Genomic DNA, 25,436 nt, shown 5'->3' on the forward strand with positions numbered 1-25,436 from the left:
CCGCTTTTTATTTTCATATTTCCCGGTAAAATCAAATTTGAAACGCTTTAATCAGTTCAATACCAGTACAAATTAAGATTTTATTATTATCAACAAGGACAGGCTCATGACACAGAACGACTCTTCCGCAAAGTCCGAGGGCTACCGTAGCGGCACGGCAGCCCGCCTTACCGGCGTGCCTGTTGAAACGCTACGTGTATGGGAGCGGCGTTACAAGGTTGTCGGGCCCCGTGTCAGTCCACGCGGGCAGCGTCTCTATTCGAATGAGGATATTCAACGACTGACCCTCATCAAACAGTTGGTTGACGCAGGCTACCCTATTGGCTCCATCGCGCATTTACCAACAGCTAGCCTGCAAAGCATGCGCAGCGCCCCCGAAAAACCCACCAAAACATATCACGTGGGCATTGCGGGCGCCTTTGTCGCCAGCCCAAATGTTATCGAGGCTTTAAAACATTCTGCCTTGCGTGTCACCTGCCACACCATGATTCCGGCAGAAGCGGCAACCCTGTTCAAAGACGCCCATATTGAAGCGGTTATTGTGGAATTGCCAACGCTAACCGACGACACTCCGAATGTTGTCAGCCGCATTCAACAGGCGTGCGACGCAAGCCAGGCGATTGTGTTGTACCGCTTTGCTCCCGGAAAAGTGGTGCGCCGTTTGCGCCAAAACGGAATCAAGGTCGCTCGCGCAACGTCGGACCCACATGAAGTAGCAGCGCTATGCCAAACCCTATTGCATAGCAACAGCCAGCCTTCACCGGTTATTTCATCGAACCTGAATTCAAACGACACGCCGCCGGCACCCCGGTTTAACGCCGAAACCCTAAGCCAGTTTCTGGCGGCTTCCAACAACCCCTATTGCGAATGCCCTCGCCACTTGATTGAACTGATCCTGAGTTTAAATAGCTTCGAGCAGTACAGCGCCGAATGTGTGAACCGAAGCCCACAGGATGCAGCCCTGCACCGCGATCTGCAACGAACCGCCGGACAAGCGCGATCGTTGCTTGAAAACGCGCTGGACCGGCTTGCTGATGTTGAAGGATGGCGGCGCGAAAGCGCTGCGGCCTGACCTCTTCTGCCCCATCCCAAGCCGTGAAGTGTTTCACGGCTTTTTTTACAGCTCATTTTTCTATAATTATCAAATTATGGTAAAAAAGTTATTTATATAAAACGTTTTTACTATAATGCAAGATATCGTGCCACGCTGGAACGACCTCGCACCCGGAGAAAGCCATGAGTCTGCTCACCGCCCAACTCGATCATTTAGCCGTTAATAGTCCCGACCCGGAATCCATTGCTGCTTTCTACGGTAAAGCAATGCAAATGCGCATCGCGCAAGGAAAAGCCGGAGAATATATTTGTGAAGGGCGGGAGCGCCGTATGGTGTTCTACCCCGGCGAGGCAAAAACCTTGCAATATTTTGCCTGGAATGTCCCCTCGACCGAAGCATTGGAAGAACTGAGAAAACGCATTGAAGCCGCCGGCATCCAAACCCGGCCTTCTTTATCGCCGTTTTTCAATGACAACGCCTTTACCATTACCGATCCCGATGGCCATAACCTGGTTATAGGACACGACGGCTCGAACAGAACACAAGACGCTGGTATGCCGGCACGCCTGCAACACTTCGCGTTCGGCACCACCCACATTCAACCCATGCTCGACTTTTATGAAAAAACACTGGGTATGCGCATTAGCGACAACGTATATGCCGATGATGGCAGCCTGCGTTCCGCATTTCTACGCGCTGGCAACGAACATCATATTCTGGCCATTTTCGTGGCAGGGCAGAACGCATTCGACCACCATTGTTATGAAGCCGGTGAATGGAACCTGATTCGTGACTGGGCCGACTTTCTCTCTGAGCAAGACATTTTGCTTGATTGGGGCCCAGGGCGCCATGGACCCGGCAAAAACCTATTCTTCATGATCCGAGACCCCGACACCAACTGGTTGGAAATTTCAGCCGAACTTGAGCTAGTGACGGAGGACCGGCCCACCGGTTCCTGGCAACATCGCGAAAAAACCTTAAATAGCTGGGGTAAAGCCTATCTGCGCAGTTAAATCAGGAACTGCCGCAATACATGCAAATCATTCAATCACGGAGTACACATCCATGCGTTTAATTTCTTTTGTCGGACGCAACGGCCAATCTGGCTATGGCGCTCAAATTAACGACCAACAAGTCGCCCACCTTTCGGCCGTACTCGGCCATCGTTATAACGACCTGAAGTCTTTGCTGGCAAGCGGGCTGGAAGAAGCGCAAGCGGCGCTAAACCTGGCCCCGGTTTTATCTACCCATGAAATCCATTTGTTACCCGTTATTCCGAACCCGAACAAGATTATCTGTGTTGGGCTGAATTACGAGACACACCGCGTTGAAACCGGCCGGCCGAAAGAAGCCCACCCGTCGATTTTTACGCGCTTTGCATCCAGCCAGATCGCCGCGGGCGACCCTATTATTCGCCCCCGAGTCTCCACCGCACTAGATTACGAAGGTGAATTGGCCCTCATCATCGGGCGACCCGGCCGGTACATTAAAGCAGCCGACGCGTTTAATCATATTGCCGGCTACGCCTGCTACAACGACGCGTCGATTCGCGACTGGCAACGTCATTCACACCAGTTCACACCAGGCAAGAACTTTGTCGGAACAGGCCCATTCGGCCCCTGGATGGTAACCCGCGATGAAGTATCCGATATTGAATCACAAACACTCACAACACGACTGAACGGCGAAATCATGCAGCAAGCCAGGATTGCCGACATGATTTTTTCAATTGGCGAAATCATCGAATACGTATCATCATTCGCTCCGCTGGAAACCGGCGACGTCATTGCAACCGGCACGCCGGGCGGGGTGGGCTTCAAGCGTGAGCCGGCTGTTTACATGAAGCCGGGCGACACAGTTGAAGTTGAAATCACTCAAGTCGGCCTCTTGCGCAACCCTATCGCCGACGAACTGGTGTAAGGAAACCACGGGAATGCAAAAAGCCAACGCGGTTGAACGCATGCTGTCCATTCCCCGCTTGTTCACTGAACAGCGACCCATTTGGACAGTGGAAGAAGTCGCCGCCGAGCTCGGGCTTCCCGTAAGCAGTACCTATCGCTATTTCCAAAGCCTGCTGCGCTTTGAATACCTGGATGAAGCACCCGGTCAAGGTTATTGCCTGGGGCCGGCATTCATTGAATACGACCGCATCATTCGCATCACCGACCCGCTTGCGAAAGTGGCCGGGCCTGTCCTGGCCGGACTCACCGACACCCTGGAACCCGGCTCAACCCTGATTCTTTGCCAGGTATACCGACGCAAAGTAATGTGTATTCATGAGCAAACCACGGGCAATGGGCCGGCACATACCAGCTATGAACGCGGCCGTCCCATGCCGCTCTACCGTGGCGCAACGTCGAAAGTCATCCTGGCGCATCAGCCCTGGCGCGCACAAAAACGCGAATATGAACAAAACCAGCAAGAAATTCACGCCGCCGGCATGGGACATGACTGGAAATCGTTCAGCGCCGGACTACGCGAAATACGCAGGCGCGGTTACTGCGTTTCACGCGGTGAGGTGGACGCAGGCCGCATGGGAATCGCCGCCCCGATATTCAGCTCGACAGGACATGTTGCGCATAGCTTAAGCGTCGTGACACTCGACGATAAAACAAGCATGGCCGACGAAGACCGTTTGATTATGGGTATCGTTACCGCCGCCGCGCGTATTTCGGAAAAACTTTCTCGATCCGACACAGACAAAACAATAGCCTCATGAACAGCGAACCGCTTACCCCCGTCACGATCGTCGGCGCCGGCCCAGTCGGGCTGATGCTGGCCAACCTTCTGGCCGCGTATAACGTACCGGTAGTGGTCATCGAACGCCACCACACAACCGTTCAGGAACCACGGGCCATTTCAATTGACGATGAGTCGTTGCGTGCGCTGCAGATTCCAGGACTGGACGCGGCATTGAAAGCAACCTGTGCAATGGATTACGGCTCCGTTTATATGGGCCCCGATCGACAGCCCTTTGCTTCAGTATCCCCCACTTCCGCCGAGTACGGACACCCTCGACGCAATGCTTTTGCACAACCCATACTCGAGGCCATGCTCGCAGAAAATCTAGGCAAGTATCCACACGCACAAATCCGTTTCGGCGAGGAAGTTTGCACTCTGGAACAAAATGATGCGTGTGTCCAACTCACCATTCAACGCCATGACGGCGGCCACTACGTTCACAACAGTCAGTACGTTGCGGCTTGTGACGGCGGCCGCAGCCCGCTGCGCCACATGCTGGGCGTTGGCATGCACGGCAATACTTATGAAAAAAAATGGCTGATCATCGACCTTAAGGGAACGCATGACAACTTTCGTCAAACCCGCGTTTACTGCGACCCGCGCCGCCCCGGCATTAATCTGCCCGGCCCCAACCGCACCCGTCGTTTCGAGTTCATGTTGCTTGAAGGTGAAACCGACGAGCAGGTCACCGATATTGATTTCGTGCGTCAGTTATTGCGCGACCATGGCCCCGATGAGCATATTGAAATCGTACGCAAACAGGTTTACACCTTCCATGCCCGCATGGCAAATGAATGGCAAAAAGGCCGTGTCTTTTTACTGGGTGACGCCGCGCACCTAACACCGCCATTCGCCGGCCAGGGGTTAAACAGCGGGCTGCGCGACGCGGCAAACTTGTCGTGGAAATTAGCCGCCGTATTGCAAGGTCGCTTGCCGCCCAAAGCATTGGGCAGCTATCAGGAAGAGCGGCCAGAACACGCCTGGCAGCTCATTGAAATGGCCATGACGTTAGGCAAAATCATGATGCCGGGCACGCTCTTGAAAGCCAAGCTCATCCAGGCTGCGTTCCGTGCGTTACGGTGGATCCCGCCCGCCAACGATTACATCACGCAAATGCGCTATAAGCCCAAACCCCGTTTCACGAAAGGTTTTTTCGTGGCCGACGGCGCCGACCCGCGCAACACACTGGTGGGGCGGATGGTGTGCCAGCCCATGCTGGAAAGGCCTGATCGTAGCCTGATTCGACTCGACGACCTGCTGGGAAATGATTTTGCGTTGATTGCGTGTCACCCCAACCCGGCCCAGGCATTTGAAGGCTTGCCGTTACTGCCGTTTGAACAAAGCCTGAACCTGAAACGGTTATGTATCACGCCGCGCTTTTACAACCCCTTCCCCGCCGCACCCGACGCCGCACATACCGTGCGTGACGTTTCAGGCGAGTTCGAGCGTCACTGCCCCGGAGCGCAAGACATTTGGCTTCTGGTGCGCCCCGACCGTTACGTCATGGCATGCATTCCGCGCAAAAACGGTAACCAAACCGTAAAGCAACTAAACGATTTGCTTCAACTGGCTTGATAGCGCTCCCGCAATACGTTTTTTTGCACTTTACCCATCGTGTTGCGGGGGAGCTCGGAAATAATATGTACTTGCTTGGGTACCTTAAAATTAGCAATAGACGCTTTTAATTGGCGCTGAATCGCGATGGGGTCAAGCATTACACCCGATTGCGGCACCACTACCGCCACCACCGCCTCGCCGAAGTCGGGGTGTGGCACGCCCACAACAGCAGACTCTGAAACACCCGGCATCTCATCAATCATCAATTCAATTTCTTTCGGATAAACGTTATATCCGCCTGAAATAATTAAGTCTTTGCTGCGCCCCACAATAACCAAATAGCCCTGGTTATTCCAATGCCCCACATCCCCCGTTCGGAACCAGCCATCATCGGTGAACGATTCACGGGTTTTATCAGGCATCTGCCAATAACCCGAAAATACGTTTTCACCCCGAACCTGAACATGGCCGATTTCCTGGTCAGGCAAAGCTTGATCAACATCGTTTGTAATCCGCACCGATACCCCAGGCAACGGTCGCCCCACCGTTCCACCTAATCTGGGGCCGTCTTCAGGGCTATATGGATTGGATGTAAGCATCACGGTTTCACTCATGCCGTAGCGCTCAAGAATAAAGTGTCCGGTTCGCTGCTGAAAAGTATCAAACGTTTCCTGTAAAAGCGGAGCCGAGCCCGACACAAATAACCGCATGCTCTTGCAATGCTCCCGCCCGAACTCGGGCTGAGCCAACAAGCGAACATAGTAGGTGGGCACCCCCATCATGACTGTACAACGCGGCAAATAATACAGGGCTTGCTCAATATCCAGCCTGGGTAACCAAATCATTCGCGCACCGGCCAACAAAACACCATGCGCCGCCACAAACAAACCGTGCACATGGAAAATAGGCAACATATGCAACAAAACATCACTCGATTGCCAGCCCCAATATTGGTGCAATACCTGGGCATTCGACGCCATATTTCGATGCGACAACATGGCGCCTTTGCTGCGGCCCGTGGTACCCGATGTATACAGAATCACACCCAGGTCATCGTTTCGGGTGTCAACCGTGGTGAATGCCGGCTCGAAACCCTGGGCGGCATCGCATAGCGTGCCCGAGCCGTCCGCATTCAATGTCTCAACCCGAACACCGCCATTATCATGTGCCAATGCAGAAATCGAGGCGCAGTTTGATGCGTCGCATACGATGAGCGAAGGTCGGGCATCATTCAGAAAATAAGCCACTTCGGCTTCCCGATAGGCGGTGTTAAGCGGCATGTAAACAAAGCCGGCACGCAGAACACCCAAATAAAACATCAGCGCTTCAGGAGATTTTTCCACCTGAACCAACACACGTTCGCCGGGGGCCATCCCCAGACTGGCTAAATAGGCCGCCAAACGTGCCGACGTTTGTTCAATATCACCATAGCTATACTGCCGGCTGGGCGTCTCTATGGCAACGGTGTTCCGGTCGGCCGGAAAGCCTGAGGCCAAAATAGCGTAAAGGTTGGCATTGTGGGACATGAGTGTATTCTGCACTTGTAAAAAATGTCATTCTACGGGCAGAATAAGCGAACTGTTACCATAAGCTTAAATGTAGTATGACCGCTACGGGGCAATAAAAGCACCGGCATTAATAAGGCTCCGCATTAAATATGGAAAACTTCTTGAATCCTCCCGACACATTGCGGTCTATCTTGCGGGCTCATGTGTGGCCGTTGCACCAGCAGCTCGATCAAAGCCCCACCCTTCAAGCCTTAACGCAGCCCGATCTCGACGCGCCTACCTATGCGCGTGCGTTATCGAATTTTCATCTTGCGTATCAACATATTGAACCTGGTCTGGCTAAACTTGAACAAAGCCTTCAGCAACCTGTTCTGCCGGCTTATCAGCCGCGCCTGCCTCATATCAGGAAAGAATATGTCATGTTCAACAATTCTGATTCAGATTTGGCGGAACCCCGTGCTGCGCTGCCCCCCATGCCGACATTTCTATGCCCCATGTCGGCTTATCTGGGCGGCCGTTACGTTCTGGAAGGCGCGTCACAGGGCACACCCTATGTCATTCGGGCCCTCCGAAACCACCACCCAGCCTGGCCGCTGCATCCCGAAGGCTATTGGCACACCCTACTGGCCCAAGTACCCGCATGGCGTCAACTTTGTTTGCTACTCGATACACCTCAGAACAGCAGGCCTGTTACGTTGTCTGAATTGAAACACGGGGCGACCTGGGTTTTTGAATCTTTCATCGCGTCACTAACCCCTTCAACACGCCACTAAATGACGCCTGTCTATTTCAGCGACTGCCTGACTGCGCAACTCGAGTTCCTGGGCAAAACCCAGGATCACGGCACCTTGCTGGTTGCCGACGAGAACGATGTCATCGTGGCTGCGGCGGAGAACGCGGGCGATTGGCTGGGTCCAAATGCCAAGGAAATGTTGGGGCGCCCCTGGATGGCGCTGTTCCCCCAAATCCACCCTCCCTCGTCGTTGAGCTCATTTGAAGCAATAGGCCTGTCAGGCATTCATTTACATCCCGTGCGTATCAACAACAGGTCACTTATCATGGCCAGACATCGCACCGGAAATAATGTTGTCGTAGAGTTCGAAGCCGAATCCGAAACAAACGCATTCGGGCGTGATCGAGGCGCTATTTTGGCGGCGTGCCTTTCGCAAATGGGGCGCACCGACTCAGAACAGGCCGCTGCCGAATGCCTGATGCGCTTTATTGCCATGGTCACGGGTTTCGACCGCGTCATGCTCTTGCAGTTTTTACCGAACTGGCATGGCAAAGTCATTGCAGAAACTTTAAAGTCGGGTATCTCGGGTTATTTGAATCATCACTTCCCTGCCAACGACATACCCGAGAACGCCCGCAGGCTATACACACGCAAGCTGCAACGCCTTATTGCCGATGCGCACGCCGAAACAATCCACATTCTGTCAACTCGGCCGGAGCCGGTTGACCTGACCTATGCCGAATTGCGCGCCGTTCATCCTGTTCATATTCAATATATGAAGAATATGAATGTCACTACGTCGTTCAGCGTTTCAATTGTGATTGGTGATAGCTTATGGGGCCTGATTCCATGCCATAACCTGACGGGCAAACGGTTATCTTTCGCCGACCGGCAGTTGTGCGAACACCTTAGCCGTATTGCCGGCTTGCACATGTCGGGCCTGGCCCAACTGCGCCACGCTAAAGAACGGCACACACACTTGCTCATGCGGCGGCAACTGCGGCAAGACATTCAAACCAACGGCGCCAATGGGCCCACCTTTCAGCGCCAACTACAGCAAATACGTGAAACCTTTGTTGCCGACGGCGCCTGGATGCGTTATCAGGAACGTGACTTCTTCGACGGCGCAGTTCCCAACACGCCAACGCGCGCAACGCTACTTAACTGGCTGGCAGCCCAGACGCCCGGGCCGGTCATTGCACGTCATGAACTCGACGATAACCTGAAAGAAAACGAAGAACTTCGCAAAACGGCAAGCGGGCTACTTCGCATCGAACTGAACCGTAACGAATTTCTGATCCTTATGCGCAAGGAACAATCGTCACAAATGGAATGGGCCGGTGTTCCGCAAGAAACTGCTCACCCTAACGACCCGAAAGCCGGGCTGACGCCGCGTACGTCGTTTGAAACATGGCGTCAGCTTGTGCAGGGGATTTCCACACCATGGTCTGCCAGCGAACTGGAGAGTGCCCTTCGGCTGCGCACGAGCCTGAATGAAGTGTTCGAGTTTCTTGAGCTCGAGCAGCAGTCGCTAACCGATGCTCTAACCGGCCTTGGCAATCGCAATCAATTGAATCGTACGCTTAACGGTGTGATTACACAGTATGAACAAACAGGCGGTCGGATGGCTGCCGTGATGATCGATCTGGACGACTTCAAACCGGTAAATGACCAATACGGCCATTCCGTAGGTGACGAAGTGCTGATTAAGCTGGCGCAAAGGATGAAGGCTTTATTGCGTGACACCGACGTACTGGTACGTTTGGGTGGCGATGAGTTCGCTATTGTGCTTACCCGTGTGCGTGCAGTAGGTGACCCCGAACGCCTGGCCGATCGGCTTCTGAACTCCATCTCGGAACCGGTATTGCTGGATAACGGTGAGAAGGTGAGGCTTACCGCTAGTATCGGGGCGGCGTTATACCCGGATCACGCCCGAACGGCGACCGACCTTTTGCACCGCGCCGACTTAGCCATGTATGCAGTTAAGCGCCGAAATCGATGCGGTTTTGAGCTGTACGACCGAACGGTTAGCTATACTGCATCGCGCAACACGCCGGAACCCCCTCGTTAATTTATTCTCCTGATTCGCTTACGGGCAACGATAGAAAAAACCAGCGCAAACACGCCCAGGCCACATACCAACGCCAACAGAACAACGGCCAGGAAATCTATCAATGAACGGAAGATCGACAGATCGGCCTGGGTTGAATACGGCAAGAGCCAGGTTGCCACAACCGTTGCCAACAATCCGGCCACCAGCGCCCAGAACAAAGGCGGCCCCGCACGCAAACCCCTTCGCCGCAGCCCTTTGAAGCCGCTGAATACACCATAGATTAGCACCAGCGTAATGATGACCAGTGGCCAAAACCACCCCGACAACACCTGCCACATAATATGAAATAGCGAAACCGGATTGAAATCATTCATAGCGCCCCCTTCAGCATGCCCGCGTGAATTGTAATCTAGCAACACCTATAGTTGATTCAACGGTATTTTCAAATAACTTACACCATTGCCTTCCGGCGGCGGCGTTTGGCCCGCCCGAATATTGACTTGCACCGACGGCAAAATAAGATTGGGCATATCAAGTGTTGCGTCACGCTGGGTGCGCATTTCCACAAAAGCCGCTTCAGAAACCCCTTCGTGAATATGAATATTATGTACCCGCTGCTCCCCCACTGTGGACTCGAAATGAGCCTCGCGCCCTTCAGGCGGATAATCGTGGCACATGAACAAGCGTGTTTCCGATGGCAGGCGAAGCAACTTTTGCACTGAACGATACAAAGTATGAGCATCACCCCCAGGGAAATCACAACGGGCCGTTCCCAGATCGGGCATGAACAAGGTGTCGCCCACGAACACCGCGTCGCCCACCTTGTAAGCCATGCACGCCGGGGTGTGGCCAGGTACATGGATCGCCTCGGCTTGCAGGTTCCCAATGGTAAACGGCACCCCTTCTTCGATAAGGTGATCGAATTGGCTTCCATCCAGGCGAAACTCAGGTTCAAGGTTGAATATTTTCTTGAACACACCTTGCACTCGGGTAATGTTCGCGCCGATGGCTATTTTTCCACCCAAGCGCGAGCGCATATAAGGCGCAGCCGATAGGTGATCGGCATGGGCATGGGTTTCCAGAATCCACTCAACCGACAAATTCATTTCCTTCACGAAAGCAATGACCTTATCGGCGGAGGCCGTCGACGTTCGCCCCGCTTTTGGGTCGTAATCCAGCACCGGATCAACTATTGCGCAAACGGACCCAGGCTTTTCATACACAACATAAGTCACCGTGCCGGTGGTGTCATCGTAAAAGCCTTTAACAATAGGGTTCATAGTGCACCTTCAAAGTAATTTATCTTGCTTTCATTATATTGAAAAATATAATATATTCAAATATAATGATATCGTATTCTAACTTCCTGAGCATTGATTCTGATCAACACATCATGACTGAACTTACCCTTAACCTGGAATCGGTTCGTGAATCGGCGGAGCAGGCTTGCCGTTTAATGAAGGTTTTATCAAACCCCGATCGCCTGCTTTTGCTGTGCCAACTTACTGAAGGTGAAAAGTGCGTGAGCGAACTCGAAGCGTTGGTAGGAATCAGCCAACCTACCCTTTCCCAACAACTGGGGGTTTTGCGTACCGAAAACATCGTCAGCACCCGGCGCGAAGGTAAGAATGTGTATTACCAAATCGGCAGTCAGCAGGCACTTGCCGTCATGCAAGTACTGTATGAGCAATTCTGTGGCCCAAACAAGGAGTAACGCATGACAATCGACTGGACTCACTTCACTCCCTGGACGTCTCTGGCAGGCGGCCTGCTTATTGGCCTATCGGCTGCGGTATTTATCCTGTTTTTGGGTCGAATTCTGGGAATTAGCGGCATCGTGGGCGGTCTGCTCAAGCCGAAAACCGGCGATTGGGGCTGGCGTTTGGCATTTGTACTGGGTTTGCTTGCCGCACCCTGGATTTGGTCGGCAGTCATCGAGCCGGTAGAGGCCACTATTGAGGCCTCTACTCCCATTCTAATCCTGGCAGGCTTGCTGGTCGGGCTTGGCACCCGTTACGGTTCGGGCTGCACCAGCGGCCACGGGGTATGCGGCTTATCGCGCCTGTCGCCTCGATCAGTCGTTGCCACCCTTGCATTCATGGCAACCGGTTTTCTCACTGTTTATGTTGTTCGCCATTTATTAGCCTGATCGCAACCGACTTTCAAGGACTTATCATGCAACGCATTTTTGAATTCCTTATCGGCCTGGTCTTCGGCCTCGGCCTTATTCTGTCAGGGATGAGTGATCCCTCGAAAGTGCTGGGGTTTCTTGATCTTACCGGGTTATGGGACCCTTCCCTGGCATTCGTGATGGGCGGCGCCATTCTAGTGGGGCTGGTTGCGTTTACCCTTGCCCGCAAACGCACCACGACTTTTCTGGGAGGCGCACTAAAACTGCCCGCGTCAACCGATATCGATAAGCGCCTGGTCATTGGCAGCCTCACCTTCGGCGTAGGCTGGGGCCTGGCCGGTTATTGTCCCGGGCCCGCCCTGGTTTCCCTTGGTTCGGGCCAATCGAAGGCACTGATCTTCGTTATCGCCATGTTGGCAGGTATGGCGATATACGAAATTGTGCAAAGAAAAGCCAGCCGTTCCCGTTAAACCCGACAACAAGCTCATCGCTCACAGGAAGCCTCATGCGACTGCTGCCCGAATGGTTGGCACACTATCAAAAGACAAAACTGCCTGGCGACCTTACAGCGGGCCTGATTGTCACGGTCATGCTTATCCCCCAAAGCCTGGCCTACGCGATGCTGGCCGGTCTGCCGCCCGAGATCGGACTGTACGCCAGCGTGCTGCCGCTGGTCGCTTACGCTCTGCTGGGCTCAAGCATGACGCTCGCCGTCGGGCCGGTTGCCGTTGCGTCTTTAATGACGGCCAGTGCCTTGCAACCGCTGGCGCAACCCGGCACAGAACAGTATGTGGTTTTAGCCGCCACACTTGCCTTGCTTTCAGGCATCATGTTGCTGGCATTTGGCTTGCTGCGCCTGGGGTTTCTGGCCAACTTTCTTAGCCATCCGGTCATCAGCGGCTTCATTTCAGGCTCGGCTATTCTTATCACCGTGAGCCAATTGAAGCACTTGTTTGGCTTAACAACCACCGCAAACAACGTTTTTCAGGAACTCTTTCAACTGCTTGTGCAGCTTCCCCAGGCAAATCCGGCCACCACTGTTCTGGGGTTATCGACACTGGCATTCCTGTTTTTTGCACGCACTTATCTAAGCGGCGTGCTGCAAAAAGTAGGACTAAAACAAAAAACCGCGTCGCTCATTTCCAGGCTGGCACCTATGGTTGCGGTTATTGTCTCAATTATCACTGTCGCCCAGTGGAATCTTGCCGCTGAAGCCGAAGTTGCCATTGTGGGTGAAGTGCCGGCGGGGTTGCCTTCTCTTAATGTTCTTGTACCCAGCATGAACCACTTGGCTGCGCTCTGGCTTCCTGCGCTCTTGATTTCCCTTGTGGGTTTTGTAGAGAGCGTGTCCGTTGCGCAGTCATTAGCCCTTAAACGACAGGAACGTATCCAGCCGAACCGAGAGCTTCTGGGGTTGGGCGCCGCCAATATGGCGAGTGCATTATCAGGCGGCTACCCGGTTACCGGCGGCTTCGCCCGTTCCGTGGTTAATTTTGCCGCAGGCGCCAACACGCCTCTGGCCGGCGTGATTTCGGCCGTTCTTATGGCGATAGTAATCGCGAGCCTAACCGGGCTTTTCCACCATCTGCCTCAAGCCGTGTTGTCGGCCACCATTATCATCGCCGTTACTGCATTAGTGGATTTTTCAACTTTTAAATCCGCCTGGCAGTACGACCGTGCCGATGCATTGTCATTGGTGGTGACCTTAATAGGCGTACTGTTGTTGGGAGTCGAAGCGGGTGTATTGATAGGCGTGGCGCTATCACTTGCGGTTCTTGTATGGCGCAGCAGCCGTCCGCATATCGCCATTGTCGGCAGGGTACCTGGTACCGAACACTTCAGAAATGTCCGGCGGCATAAAGTCGATACGCTGCCCAACTTATTGGCACTGCGCGTTGACGAAAGCCTGTTCTTTGCCAATGCCTCGCTGGTGCAAAGCCATATTGAAAGATGTGTGGCCGCCAACCCGAAGGTGGAATACGTGCTCTTACTGTGCCCGGCAGTGAATCAAATCGATTCAACCGCCCTTGAGGCTTTAACACAGTTACAGGAAAGCCTTAGCGCAAAAGGTATTCAATTTATGTTGGCCGAAGTAAAAGGCCCGGTTATGGACCGACTACATGAAACTCACCTGGGGCGCGCCCTGGAAGGCCTTATTTTCCTGAGCGCACACGATGCCTTTAAGTTCGTGGAAGAGCGCAACCTAGACTCATTAGCCTTCTCACGATAGTGGGGCGCAACGACCTTAAATATGTACCGAGTCGCCACCGCTATCAAGCGACTTTTTCAAGGCAAAATACTTTTCCAGCAAATCCGACTTATACACGACACCCAATAACTTGGGGGCCTCACCGTGACTTACCACGGGTATCCGCTCGCCGGTAAAGTTCACAAAAATATCCTGAGCGGCATCCAAACTCATGTCCGGATGCAGGGGCTTCACGAAATCCAGACGCAAAATATCACCGGCGGTTTTGTCTTCAATATCGCCCTGCCCCAATAACAACCCGGTAACATCCTGCTGGGCAATCACCCCCTGGAAAATACTGTCTTCATCAACGACATACCAATAACGCACCGGATATTCGGAAAACCGCTGCAATACGACTTTGACCGGCGTTGCGGTAGCCACAACCGTGACCGCAGGCTTGATCAGGTCACCAATCAGCGTATCGCGCAAACGATTGCGCAAATTCGTGTCGCGTTCGCGCACCAGTGTCACTTCATACATCGCCACTTCCGCAACGGCACGCGCAACGAAATAAGCCAATACGCAAGCCAGCATTAAAGGCAGCACCAACGCATAGCTGTGTGTCATCTCGAAGACCATCAGAATGGCCATAAGCGGCGCGCCTGTACCGGCAGCCAAAAAAGCACCCATTCCCACCGCAGCGTAGACAAACATAGGAAGCGCAAAACCTGGGAACAGCCACTCAAGCGCCTGACCAAACAAGGTTCCCACCACCGCACCCATGAACAGCGTGGGAGTGAAAACACCCCCTACCGCGCCCGAACCCACCGTAAGCGCAGTTGCCAGCAACTTCATAAGCAGTACCAGCAACACGGCATGCCATGGCCACGACGTTCCCAGTAGCGAGGCAACAACGTTATAGCCATTGCCCGCAACCAACGGCATAAACACCAGAATGACCCCCAGCAACAAGCCGCCCAGCCCCAAACGCCAGGGCTCCGACCAGCCGGTTTTTTTAAAAGCGCTGCGAAACAGATCGAGAAACTTCAGGAAATAAGGTGCGCCGAAACCGGCAACAATACCCAAAATCAGCATCGGTGCCATGGCATCGATACCAAACGTCGGTACGGCCGGCAGGGTATAGCTCACCAAATGCCCGCCTAAGGCCTTTACGGTAAAACTGGACACGGCTGCGGCCAGCAACAACGGCCCCACCGTATGGATGGCCATGGTACCCAACACAATTTCGGCGACAAACAACGCACCTGCAATCGGTGCCCCGTACGCAGCCGCAACACCTGCCGCCGCACCACAGGCGACGATCAAACGCAAACGTGAACGATTGAACGGTGCAAAGCGGCCCAACACTGACGCCCCCAGCGCACCCAGGTGCACCATAGCGCCCTCACGACCGATCGAGCCTCCGGAGGCCACCGAAATAAGTGAAGACAGCGAGCGCAAGAGGCCCTGCCGAATAGACAGTTGGCCGTCACCAATCGCAACCGATTCCATATAATCAGACGGCTTATCAGCACTGAAACGGGATGATGCCCGTAAGACATAACCGGCGGCAACGCCCCCTAAAGCAGGCAAAATCAAACGTGCCCACCAGGGTAAGGTCGACACAACATCATCGATTTCTCCGGCCTGACCCAGAAAAATCAACTGAAAGAAGTGGATGCCCTGATAAAAAAGGAAAGTGGCCAGCGCTCCAAGAACGCCGGCCACCGTGGCCCAGACCAGCATGGCAGGTTGCTGGGACAGCCAGCTATAACCCTGCAAACGTTGCCGCGATGCCGAAACCAGCTCACGAAGCAGCATGAGCCATACCGATTTTGAGCATCATGATGTTTGCAATTGCGCCTGGAACCGGGAATGCAGACTGGGTAGCGCATCGGGCAAACGATGGCTTAACTTATCGAACAACTCGGCGTGCAAAGCCAACTCCTTCTTCCAGGCTTCTTCATCGATTGAAGTAATTTGCTGAAAATAGGCTTCGTTAAAGTCGAGCCCTTCCCAGGTGATGTCCTGATAACGTGGCGTAATGCCAAAAAGATGCTCGTGGCCATTGGCTTCGCCTTGAATTCGCTCGAGCATCCACTTCAACACTCGCATGTTCTCGCCAAATCCGGGCCAGATGAACCGACCGTTTTCGTCGGTTTGAAACCAGTTTACGCAGAAGATTCTGGGATGCGTTGCCTGCATTTCGTTCAATTTATCGCCCAGGCGCAACCAATGTGCAATATAGGCGCTCATGCTATAGCCACAGAAAGGCAGCATGGCGAACGGGTCACGACGAACCACGCCTTGCGCACCCACCGCAGCGGCCGTTGTTTCGGAACCTAAAGTGGCTGCCATATAAACACCCTCGACCCAGTTGCGCGCTTCGGTGACCAATGGCACGGTGTCGGAACGCCGGCCACCGAAAATAAAGGCGTCAATGGGGACACCAGCGGGGTTGTCCCAATCGGGGTCAATCACCGGATTCTGATCTGCAGCCACCGTGAAGCGCGCATTCGGATGCGCCGCTTTGCGGCCGCAGTCGGGGGTCCAGTCCTTTCCTTGCCAGTCGGTGCAGTGCTCGGGGGCCGGGCCCATGCCTTCCCACCAAACATCGCCATCGTCGGTTAAGGCAACATTGGTAAACAGTACATTCTCACGCAATGTGGCCATGCAGTTGAAATTGGTTTTTTCATTGGTGCCCGGCGCAACGCCAAAATAACCCGCCTCAGGGTTAATAGCGTAAAGGCGGCCGTCTTTACCCGGTTTAATCCAGGCAATATCATCGCCAATGGTCGTGACTTTCCAGCCGGATAAGGATTCAGGCGGAATCAGCATGGCAAAGTTCGTTTTACCGCAAGCCGACGGGAATGCCGCCGCCACGTGCATCTTCTTACCCTCGGGCGAGGTCACACCCAGAATAAGCATGTGTTCCGCCAACCAGCCTTCATCGTGCCCCATGGTAGATGCAATGCGCAATGCAAAGCATTTTTTACCCAGCAAAGCATTACCACCGTAGCCGGAGCCGAACGACCATATTTCGCGGGTTTCCGGATAATGCACAATGTATTTGGTTTCATTGCAAGGCCAAGCCACGTCTTTTTCGCCGGGCTCGAGTGGCTTGCCGACTGAGTGCACACAAGGCACAAACGCACCGTTGTCGCCCAGCACGTCGTAAACTTTGCGCCCCATGCGTGTCATGAGACGCATATTCACGACAACGTAGGGGGAGTCAGACAACTCAACCCCAATGTGTGCAATGGGCGAGCCCAAAGGCCCCATGGAAAACGGAATGACGTATAAAGTGCGGCCGCGCATGCAACCTTCAAACAACCCATTCAACGTGGTGCGCATCTTGGCCGGATCCATCCAGTTATTGGTAGGGCCGGCGTCTTCTTGCTTCTGTGAACATATGAAAGTACGGTCTTCCACCCGTGCCACGTCGGTGGGATCGGACCAGGCCAGGTAAGAATTCGGCCTTTTCTCCGGATTCAACCGCTTTAACGTGCCCGCTTCTACCATCATGCCGCAAAGACGATCATACTCTTCCTGAGAACCATCGCACCATTCGACGCGATCAGGCTGTGTTAGTGCTGCAATCTCGGCAACCCATTCTTTAAGCCGTTCATGCTTGACCCAATCCGGCGCGTTCAATTGAATGGAAGGTGTGCCGTCAGTTGCTACATTCATATGCGTAAGTCTCCGTTAAAACAGGGTATTTCGATGCAACACAAGCTGGCATTTTAGTCTCATTGACACGCATGGCAAGCCTTCCGACCGAATTTAAGTTACATTTAATAACACGTTTACCTTTCTAATTCGAGGTGGCGAGGCTAAACTTATCAGGAAGCTTGAGAAATTATTAAACAAATTGTAATAATAACGTAACAACACCACGCTACCGCCTGCCCACCATGAACGCCCTAACCCGAGAACCTTTCACGCCGCGCTGGCGTATCGATAACATCGGCCGATTGCTTAATAATGCGATTAAACGGTTTGAGAGTCGTATTTTGCTGGAAATGGAAAAAGCCGGATATGGGGGCTTCTCTCTAAGCCACATAACCATTACACGTAACCTCGACACGGAAGGCACACGCGCAACCGAACTGGCCCGGCGTGCAGGTATTACAAAACAATCCATGGGCGAACTGATTGCGCAGCTTGAACAAAGCGGCATTATCGAACGCCAGCCCGACCCCAACGATCGTCGCGCAAAAATCATTTTTTTCACACCCGCCGGCATGAAATGGCTCGACGCATTCGGCACGGCACTGAACCGTGCCGAACAAGAAATGTGCGCCGAGCTAGGTGAGGAAATGTTTGAAGCACTGCGCAATGCCCTGCTGCGCTACGACCGAAACAGGCACTAATGACCTGGCAGCAGCATGCCGGGCTGACTTCACCATCCCATAATACTGCCTTCGATTTTCCATTACGAGGCGGCTCAATCAATATTATTGACATTATAGTAAGGTAATCTTACTATTGAGAGGAATACCACGATTAATAGCTGTTCTAAAAAGCAGCATATCTTTGGCTTTTGACAAACCTGGACCTGGAATAGTTATGCTACCGAGTAATACTTCCGTAATGATTGTGGGCGGCGGACCCTGCGGCCTGATGCTCGCCAACGAGTTGGGGCGACGCGGTGTTTCAGCCGTGCTGGTCGATGAAAAACCCAGTACCGCCTTCAATCCACAGGCTAATGCAACCCAGGCGCGCACCATGGAACACTATCGCCGCCTGGGGTTTGCCAATGACATACGCGACTTGGGTTTGCCCAGTGATTTCCCAACAGATATCGCCTATTTCACCCGGTATGCAACGCACGAGCTGGCACGCTTCAAACTTCCCTCTGCTGCAGAGGCAAAAAAGAAAATCCATTCACTATCAGGGTCATGGAGTGCCGCCGAGTTGCCCCATCGCATTTCCCAGAAGTATGTGGAGCAAGTCTTGCGTCAACAAGCGGAGAAACTGTCTGGTATCTCTGTTAACTTTGGTTGGCGCATGGTTGAATTCTCTGATACCGGAAAGGATGTTCGGGTCCTGGTTGAACGGGTTGAAGATGGTGAAAGACGGGAAATCACCGCAGCTTATCTGATCGGTGCCGATGGCCCTCGCAGCCCTGTTCGTGAAGCCCTGGGTTACCGATACACAGGCGAAACCGGTGTTGTCCGTGACTTCATGGGTGGACGTATGTATGCCATCTATGTTCGTAGCCCCGACTTTTACAAAACCGTTCCTCACGCCCCTGCGTGGATGAACGTCTGCTTCAACAACGAGAGGCGCGCCTTTATGGCGGCGGTCGACGGTAAAGGCGAATTCGCCTTTCACACTCAACTCAAACCCCATGAGAATGAAGCAGACATCACTCAGGAAGATGCCTTACGGATGTTCCAGATGGGGGTGGGCGCACCAGTTAAAGCAGAAATTCTCTCTCATGGCGCATGGACTGCGGGCCACTCTCTGGTTGCCGATCATATGCAGAAAGGCCGTGTCTTTATAGGAGGGGATGCCGCTCATTTATTCACTCCCACAGGAGGGTTGGGCTACAACACAGCGGTGGAAGATGCGGTCAATATAGGATGGAAGCTGGCCGCCGTGTTGAAAGGTCAGGCTGCACCGTCTTTATTGGAATCCTACGAGCTTGAGCGTCGGCCGCTGGCAGTTCGCAATACCGCTTATGCGAAAACATTTGCCGACTCACTCGGGCTGTATGCGCCGGTGCCTGAAATTGAAGAAGACTCCGCGGCGGGGCGACAAGCGCGTGAACAGGCCGGCCAATACTTTGAGGCGCACGGACGTGCTGAATTCAATATTCCCGGTATTACTTTCGGCGGTCGCTACGACGGCTCACCAGCTATAGTGTCGGACGGCAGCGCCCCACCACCCGATGCGGCCAACGAATACACCGCCACCGCATGCCCCGGCGGCCGGCCTCCGCACTGCTGGCTATCGGCCGACAAATCCCTGTACGACACATTCGGGTTTGAATGGACTCTGCTTTGTATGAACCCAGACAATGTTTACACTGACGATTTTAAAGGACAAGCCCAACAGCGCAGGCTTGATTTAACGGTTGTAACGGCGCCACAGGCCCGTGATTTATACGAAGCCGATTTCGCTTTGATTCGTCCAGATCAGATCGTCGCCTGGCGGGGCAACAACACCCAATCGGCGGGCGAGATTTTCAGCCGGATTCTTGCGCAATAAAACCAATATGAATAACCTTTTCGGAGACTCTATTCCATGCGTGACCTTAATGAAAACACCTTGACCGATGAAGTCATTGCGCGCCTGAAGCATTGCGACAATCCCCGAGTCAAGCAAATCAGTGAAGCCTTGGTTCGTCATTTACACGCCTTTGTGCGGGAAATAGAACCGACTCAGGAAGAATGGGAAAGCGCTATCGGGTTTCTCACGAACACCGGCCATATGTGCGATGACAAGCGACAGGAATTTATTCTGCTGTCCGACACCCTGGGCGTATCCATGTTGGTTGACGCCATCAACCACCGCATGCCGGAAGGCGTGACCGAAACCACCGTGCTAGGCCCGTTTTATGTTGAAAATGCAAACGAATTTCCGCTTGGCGCCGATATAACCGAAAACATTAAAGGTACGCCCATGCTGATTCAAGGCACTGTGCGAAGCCAGGACGGCAGCCCGCTTGCCAATGCCCACATCAATATCTGGCAGTCCGACGGAGAAGGTTTCTACGACGTCCAACATCTCGATTCACTTGCATTGCGAGGCCAGTTTCACGCCGACGAAAACGGTAACTTCAGTTGCTGGACCGTACGCCCTTCCGCCTACCCTATTCCCGATGACGGCCCTGTGGGCAATATGCTGCGCGCTCAGGGGCGCCACCCTTACCGCCCTGCTCACGTGCACTTTATGATTCAGGCGCTGGGCCACCAGAAACTGGTGACACATGTTTTTGCCGATGGAGATAAGTACCTCGACAGCGATGTCGTATTCGGCGTAAAAAACTCCCTGATCCGAAACTTTGAAATGCACGACCCCGGCACGGCTCCGGATGGTAAAAAGATGGACCAACCCTATGCCTACTTGCGTTACGATTTCACGCTAAAAGCTATTTAATTCCATCAATATCATAGTCGCGACAACCCAAAACAGGATAAAGCCACATGCAGACTCATTTCATCTACGAAACTCTTCCTGCCCGCGTTATTTTCGGCGAGGGCAAACTGAACAGCCTCGGAGAGGAACTTGAGCGAGCGGGCCTCAAAAAGGCACTTGTCCTGTCAACCCCTCACCAGGCAGATTGGGCTCACGAAATAGCCACGTCATTAGGAACGTTAAGCGCAGGCGTTTTTTCACAAGCGGCCATGCATACGCCGGTCACCGTAACTGAAGACGCCATCAGCTTTTTAAATAAGGTCGGGGCCGATTGCGTTGTCGAGCTGGGTGGAGGCTCTACCATTGGGCTGGGGAAAGCGATTGCCTTGCGTACCGGGTTGCCACAAATTGCCGTGCCGACAACCTATGCGGGCTCGGAAATGACATCCATTCTTGGTCAAACTGAAAACGGCGTTAAAACGACGCAAAAAAAGCCCGTGATACAGCCCGGCACTGTGATTTACGACGTGAACTTAACACTTACCCTGCCGCCGGCATTAACCGCCACCAGTGGCCTGAACGCCATGGCGCACGCGGTTGAAGCACTTTACGCGCAAGACCGTAACCCAATCATTTCGCTTGTTGCTGAAGAAGGTATCCGTGCGTTTGCCGAATCACTGCCGGCCGTCATTGCCGCCCCAAACGACAAATCCGCACGCACAAAAGCACAGTACGGGGGCTGGCTATGCGGTATTTGTCTGGGCTCGGCCGGCATGGCACTGCACCACAAGTTGTGTCATGTGTTGGGCGGGTCATTCGATTTACCCCACTCGGAAACCCACGCCATTATGTTGCCTCATACCGCGGCCTACAACGAACCGGCCGCCGCTGAAGCCATGGACGCAGTGCGGCGTGCGCTGGGCAACGCAAACGCGGGGCAGGGTTTATGGGAGCTGGCTAAATCCATAAATGCCCCTTTAGCCCTGAAGGATCTGGGTTTTAAAGAGACCGACATCGAAAAGGCAACTGAAATTGCCCTGAAAAATCCCTACTGGAATCCACGCCCTCTTGAAGCCGACGGGTTACGTTCGCTGTTGCGTCGCGCTTGGGCCGGTGACGCCCCGCAAGCTTAAGGCACCGCCCATTTAAAGGCCTAAGACGCCAGGCTTATTTCTCCGGGTCTGGTGTTGAGTCAGGCTCAGCCGCCAGTAGTGACAGACGCTCAACCTGATAATCGCCATGATGCGGCTCAATGGACGGCAAGGTTTTATTGGCTTTGGCCGAAAGCTCGTTAAACCGGTTTACTTTGCCGTACAAACCCTGACGCCCGGCCAAAGCCGTTACGGTACGGTTGTAATGATTGCTGACGGTTCCCAACGTATCACCCAGCTTCTTCAAATTTTCCGCAACAACCGCCACCTGGTTGTAAATTTCACCGGCGCGATCACTTAATTCCTGCGCCTGAGCACTGCTGCGCGCCACCATCCACAGGTTAGCCACGGTCTTCAAAATGGGCATGAGGGTAGTGTGCGACACCATCACCACATTACGCTGGTAACCATAGTTGAACAGATCGCGATTATTCTTCAACGCTTCGATATAAGCCGACTCAATAGGCATGAACATGAGTACAAAACTTGGGCTGCGCATCCCAATGAGGTTCGTATAATCCTTACGCGAAAGGTCATCGATGTGCTGTTTGACGGCCTTAACGTGGGCCTGCAGCGCGGCGCCCTGTTCCGCTTCGGTTTCAGCACTTAAGGCGCGGTCGTAATCAACCAACGATACCTTGCTGTCGATTACCATATGCTTGTCATCGGGCAGCTTAATCACAAAGTCGGGCTGCCGGCTCTGCCCTTCGCCGTCTTTGAACCTGGGCTGAGCCTCGTAGTGGTCGCCCTTTACCAAACCCGCCAGTTCCAGCGTTTTCTCCAGTTGAATCTCCCCCCAAGTGCCTGTGGTTTTCTTATCCCCCTTCAGCGCCAGCGTTAAATTGTTGGCCTCGGCGCTCATGCGTAAGCCCACTTCCAACACTTGCTTAATTTCCGTACCCAGCGAAGCGTTGCCTTTAACCGATTCGTCATGCACTTGATTAATACGTTGCTGAAAGGCTGAAATTTGTTCACGAAACGGTTTCAACATGGCGTCGAGCGACGACGTGCTGGACTGAGTGAACAAGCGTCCTTTCTCCTCAAGCACTTTGTTCGCCAGATTCTGAAACTCGGTTTTCAACTGTTCCTTTGATTGCTCGAACGATTGCTTCAGCGTTTCAAAGGCAGCCTGTTTTTCTTCATGTTCGGCCTGCAAGCGGGTAAGCTGGCGATCAAGGTCATTCACACGGCTTTGTGCACCGGCCAGCTCAAGGCTTTTATCATTCACGGCATCTCGCGCCTCGTCGAGCCTTTCACGCAAACTGCGCAACTCGGCCTCATAACCGGCAAGCTGTCGATCAAGCTGCTGAATACGCGACTCGTAGTCGCTAATGCGCGCCTCGTACTGCGTTCGCGCAAGCTCATTCCGATTGCGGGCTTCGGCCAAACCGCGCCGGCCGTATATCATCGCTGCGCCTCCCCCCATGAGCAGGCCCAGCCCCCACAAGAGAAGACCAATCCACTCCGGCGACAACGTCATGATTTTTTCTTGACTCCAAAACAATGATCGAGCGTTGGGAACTGGCCCTCGCGCACCTCTGCGGCGTATTGGGCGGCGGCATGGCGGATAACACCGGCCGCATCGCCAAACGGTTTGGCAAACTTGGGAATGCGATCGCCGCTTAATCCCAGAATATCCTCGGTAACCAGAATCTGGCCATCGCAATCCGGCGATGCGCCGATACCAATTGTAGGAATTGCCACCGCATCGGTAATGCGACGTGCCAGTTCTTCGGCCACGCCTTCCAGCACCAATCCAAACGCCCCCGCTTTTTCATGCGCCAGCGCATCCTGAAAGATTCGCTCAGCCGCCTCTTCGGACATCCCTTGGGCCTTAAACCCGCCCATGGTGTTCACATACTGCGGCATTAAACCTACGTGCGCCAACACGGGTACCCCACGATCGACCAAAAACCGCGTCGTGGCCGCCAGTGCGCTTCCCCCTTCCATTTTTACACCGGCTGCACCACTCACCGCCAAAATATGTGCCGCATTGCGAAACGCCTGCTCCGGCGACTCTTGATAAGAGCCAAACGGCATATCGACCAAAATGCAGGCACGTTGCGTTGCGCGCACAACAGCCGCAGCATGAGCGGCCATCTGATCGACTGTAATGGCCAGCGTATTGGGCATGGCGTAACCCACCATCGCCGTGGAATCGCCAATCAGAATCATGTCCTGACTTTCATCAAGCAAACGCGCAATGGGCGCAATATAGGCTGTTAGGGAAGCAATTTTTTTCTTGCCCTTGTAACCCATGAGGTCGGGAATACTAATACGTTTTATTTTGGAATGTACGCTCACAGACAGCTCCTGGTTTATGCCGGAATCGAGAACCTTATAATGACCATAAGCTTACCCTGTTTAACACCTTAGGGAGATCGCATGACCGATATTGTAAATAGCGTTACGTTTCACGATGGCCACAAAGCCCCACGTATTGGGTTCGGCGTTTGGCAAGTAGAGAACAATGAAGCCGTTGACGCCATCAAAACCGCCGTAAAAACCGGCTATCGTCTCATTGACACCGCCGCCATATACGGCAATGAAGAGGGCGTCGGGCGCGCCATAAAAGAATGCGGCGTCGATCGTAAAGACCTTTTCATTACCACCAAAGTCTGGAATGATCGGCATGGCTTCGATGAAACCATGAAAGCATTCGAGGAAAGCATCAATAAACTCGGCCTCGATTATATCGACCTCTACCTTATTCACTGGCCCGCACCTAAAATCGGCTTATACGTTAAGAGCTGGGAAGCACTGATGCAACTGCGTGAAGAAGGCCGGGTTCGTTCCATTGGGGTTTCAAACTTTAATATTGACCACTTGCAAATGCTGCTCGACGAAACAGGCGTACTGCCCGTCGTGAATCAAATTGAATTGAACCCGCGATTCCAGCAGCCTGAGCTACGCGCGTTTCACGCAGAGAACAACATCGTTACCGAGTCATGGAGCCCGCTTGGGCACGGCCTGTTGTGGGAAAACCCGATTCTGGCCAAAGTTGCACAAAAACATAAACGTTCGGTTGCGCAAGTCATACTGCGTTGGCATTTGCAACTGGACTGCATGGTTATTCCAAAATCGGTCACCCCAAAACGTATCGAAGAAAATTTTGAAGTGTTCGACTTCGAGCTGGATGAGCAGGACATGAACGACATTGCCACCTTACACGACGACGATGCGCGCCACGGACCCGATCCGGAACGCTTCCGCTTACCTAAGGCGTAAAC

Annotated in this window: 23 protein-coding genes; 16 read left to right on the forward strand and 7 right to left on the reverse strand. The window is 53.4% G+C overall.

The features are described 5' to 3' along the window. Window positions 1-106: 106 nt before the first annotated feature. The 5 genes from G9Q38_RS00455 to G9Q38_RS00475 all read left to right on the forward strand — a co-directional run bounded on the left by G9Q38_RS00455 (window position 107) and on the right by G9Q38_RS00475 (window position 5,371). Window positions 107-1,072 carry a MerR family transcriptional regulator gene (locus G9Q38_RS00455; RefSeq protein ID WP_166126669.1) on the forward strand — a complete coding sequence of 322 codons (966 nt, stop codon included), beginning with the start codon at window positions 107-109 and terminating at the stop codon, window positions 1,070-1,072. Between the two features lie 164 nt (window positions 1,073-1,236). Beyond that, entirely contained in the window at window positions 1,237-2,067 is an 831-nt protein-coding gene (locus G9Q38_RS00460; RefSeq protein ID WP_166126672.1) for a VOC family protein, read from the forward strand. A 52-nt stretch (window positions 2,068-2,119) separates the two neighbouring features. Next, a complete protein-coding gene (locus tag G9Q38_RS00465) occupies window positions 2,120-2,974 on the forward strand; it encodes a fumarylacetoacetate hydrolase family protein (protein WP_166126674.1) in 855 nt (284 codons plus the stop codon). Between the two features lie 13 nt (window positions 2,975-2,987). Then, entirely contained in the window at window positions 2,988-3,773 is a 786-nt protein-coding gene (locus G9Q38_RS00470) for an IclR family transcriptional regulator (protein ID WP_166126677.1), read from the forward strand. Continuing rightward, a complete protein-coding gene (locus G9Q38_RS00475; RefSeq protein WP_166126680.1) occupies window positions 3,770-5,371 on the forward strand; it encodes a bifunctional 3-(3-hydroxy-phenyl)propionate/3-hydroxycinnamic acid hydroxylase in 1,602 nt (533 codons plus the stop codon). Before G9Q38_RS00470 ends, G9Q38_RS00475 begins: the two co-directional genes overlap by 4 nt. On the opposite strand, the gene G9Q38_RS00480 is transcribed toward G9Q38_RS00475, so the two are convergent. After that, window positions 5,359-6,879 (reverse strand): malonate--CoA ligase, encoded by a 1,521-nt coding sequence (locus tag G9Q38_RS00480; protein WP_166126683.1) that lies wholly within the window; start codon window positions 6,877-6,879, stop codon window positions 5,359-5,361. The two genes, G9Q38_RS00475 and G9Q38_RS00480, sit on opposite strands and share 13 nt — an antisense overlap. Window positions 6,880-7,010: 131 nt before the next feature. On the opposite strand from G9Q38_RS00480, the gene G9Q38_RS00485 reads away from it, so the two are divergent. Together G9Q38_RS00485 and G9Q38_RS00490 are read left to right on the forward strand one after the other, a co-directional pair. Beyond that, window positions 7,011-7,634, forward strand: a complete 624-nt coding sequence (locus G9Q38_RS00485; protein WP_166126686.1) for a biliverdin-producing heme oxygenase — start codon at window positions 7,011-7,013, stop codon at window positions 7,632-7,634. Next, window positions 7,635-9,665 carry a sensor domain-containing diguanylate cyclase gene (locus G9Q38_RS00490; protein WP_166126703.1) on the forward strand — a complete coding sequence of 677 codons (2,031 nt, stop codon included), beginning with the start codon at window positions 7,635-7,637 and terminating at the stop codon, window positions 9,663-9,665. Here the strand turns inward: G9Q38_RS00490 and G9Q38_RS00495 are convergent. Together G9Q38_RS00495 and G9Q38_RS00500 are read right to left on the reverse strand one after the other, a co-directional pair. Beyond that, a complete protein-coding gene (locus tag G9Q38_RS00495; protein ID WP_166126705.1) occupies window positions 9,662-10,021 on the reverse strand; it encodes a DUF5368 family protein in 360 nt (119 codons plus the stop codon). The two genes, G9Q38_RS00490 and G9Q38_RS00495, sit on opposite strands and share 4 nt — an antisense overlap. A gap of 45 nt (window positions 10,022-10,066) precedes the next feature. After that, window positions 10,067-10,927 carry an MBL fold metallo-hydrolase gene (locus G9Q38_RS00500; protein WP_166126707.1) on the reverse strand — a complete coding sequence of 287 codons (861 nt, stop codon included), beginning with the start codon at window positions 10,925-10,927 and terminating at the stop codon, window positions 10,067-10,069. 113 nt (window positions 10,928-11,040) lie between these two features. Between G9Q38_RS00500 and G9Q38_RS00505 the strand changes: the two genes are divergently transcribed. Genes G9Q38_RS00505 through G9Q38_RS00520 form a run of 4 tightly spaced genes read left to right on the forward strand, consistent with a single transcriptional unit; the run spans window position 11,041 to window position 14,008 of the window. Then, entirely contained in the window at window positions 11,041-11,361 is a 321-nt protein-coding gene (locus G9Q38_RS00505; protein ID WP_114419462.1) for an ArsR/SmtB family transcription factor, read from the forward strand. A 3-nt stretch (window positions 11,362-11,364) separates the two neighbouring features. Beyond that, entirely contained in the window at window positions 11,365-11,796 is a 432-nt protein-coding gene (locus G9Q38_RS00510) for a YeeE/YedE family protein (RefSeq protein WP_166126710.1), read from the forward strand. 26 nt (window positions 11,797-11,822) lie between these two features. Beyond that, entirely contained in the window at window positions 11,823-12,248 is a 426-nt protein-coding gene (locus tag G9Q38_RS00515; RefSeq protein ID WP_166126712.1) for a YeeE/YedE family protein, read from the forward strand. A 35-nt stretch (window positions 12,249-12,283) separates the two neighbouring features. Next, a complete protein-coding gene (locus G9Q38_RS00520; protein WP_166126715.1) occupies window positions 12,284-14,008 on the forward strand; it encodes a SulP family inorganic anion transporter in 1,725 nt (574 codons plus the stop codon). Window positions 14,009-14,023: 15 nt separating this feature from the next. Here G9Q38_RS00520 and G9Q38_RS00525 read toward each other — a convergent pair whose 3' ends face one another. Next, window positions 14,024-15,790 carry a ClcB-like voltage-gated chloride channel protein gene (locus G9Q38_RS00525; protein ID WP_166126717.1) on the reverse strand — a complete coding sequence of 589 codons (1,767 nt, stop codon included), beginning with the start codon at window positions 15,788-15,790 and terminating at the stop codon, window positions 14,024-14,026. Window positions 15,791-15,811: 21 nt separating this feature from the next. Further along, on the reverse strand, window positions 15,812-17,659 hold the full coding sequence (locus G9Q38_RS00530) for a phosphoenolpyruvate carboxykinase (GTP) (RefSeq protein WP_166126720.1): 1,848 nt from the start codon (window positions 17,657-17,659) through the stop codon (window positions 15,812-15,814). Window positions 17,660-17,883: 224 nt separating this feature from the next. On the opposite strand from G9Q38_RS00530, the gene G9Q38_RS00535 reads away from it, so the two are divergent. The 4 genes from G9Q38_RS00535 (at window position 17,884) to G9Q38_RS00550 (ending at window position 22,188) form a co-directional block, all read left to right on the forward strand. Continuing rightward, the gene (locus tag G9Q38_RS00535; protein ID WP_119441488.1) at window positions 17,884-18,342 is read left to right on the forward strand and encodes a MarR family winged helix-turn-helix transcriptional regulator; all 459 of its coding nucleotides are present in this window, start codon (window positions 17,884-17,886) and stop codon (window positions 18,340-18,342) included. 196 nt (window positions 18,343-18,538) lie between these two features. Further along, entirely contained in the window at window positions 18,539-20,185 is a 1,647-nt protein-coding gene (locus G9Q38_RS00540; RefSeq protein WP_166126723.1) for an FAD-dependent oxidoreductase, read from the forward strand. Window positions 20,186-20,221: 36 nt separating this feature from the next. Beyond that, window positions 20,222-21,076 carry an intradiol ring-cleavage dioxygenase gene (locus G9Q38_RS00545; protein ID WP_166126725.1) on the forward strand — a complete coding sequence of 285 codons (855 nt, stop codon included), beginning with the start codon at window positions 20,222-20,224 and terminating at the stop codon, window positions 21,074-21,076. Window positions 21,077-21,123: 47 nt separating this feature from the next. Beyond that, entirely contained in the window at window positions 21,124-22,188 is a 1,065-nt protein-coding gene (locus tag G9Q38_RS00550) for a maleylacetate reductase (protein WP_166126728.1), read from the forward strand. Window positions 22,189-22,222: 34 nt separating this feature from the next. Here G9Q38_RS00550 and G9Q38_RS00555 read toward each other — a convergent pair whose 3' ends face one another. Further along, the gene (locus G9Q38_RS00555) at window positions 22,223-23,686 is read right to left on the reverse strand and encodes a DNA recombination protein RmuC (protein WP_166126730.1); all 1,464 of its coding nucleotides are present in this window, start codon (window positions 23,684-23,686) and stop codon (window positions 22,223-22,225) included. Next, window positions 23,683-24,510: a 3-methyl-2-oxobutanoate hydroxymethyltransferase gene (gene panB, locus G9Q38_RS00560; protein ID WP_166126733.1), complete on the reverse strand. Its 828-nt coding sequence runs from the start codon at window positions 24,508-24,510 to the stop codon at window positions 23,683-23,685. The genes G9Q38_RS00555 and panB overlap by 4 nt, the downstream gene beginning before the upstream one ends. A gap of 81 nt (window positions 24,511-24,591) precedes the next feature. Here panB and G9Q38_RS00565 point away from each other — a divergent pair, with 81 nt between their 5' ends. Next, window positions 24,592-25,434 (forward strand): aldo/keto reductase, encoded by an 843-nt coding sequence (locus tag G9Q38_RS00565; protein WP_119441494.1) that lies wholly within the window; start codon window positions 24,592-24,594, stop codon window positions 25,432-25,434. The last annotated feature ends 2 nt before the right edge of the window (window positions 25,435-25,436 follow it).

Source organism: Pusillimonas sp. DMV24BSW_D, from assembly GCF_011388195.1.
In the GTDB taxonomy this organism is placed as follows: Bacteria; Pseudomonadota; Gammaproteobacteria; order Burkholderiales; family Burkholderiaceae_B; genus Neopusillimonas; species Neopusillimonas aestuarii.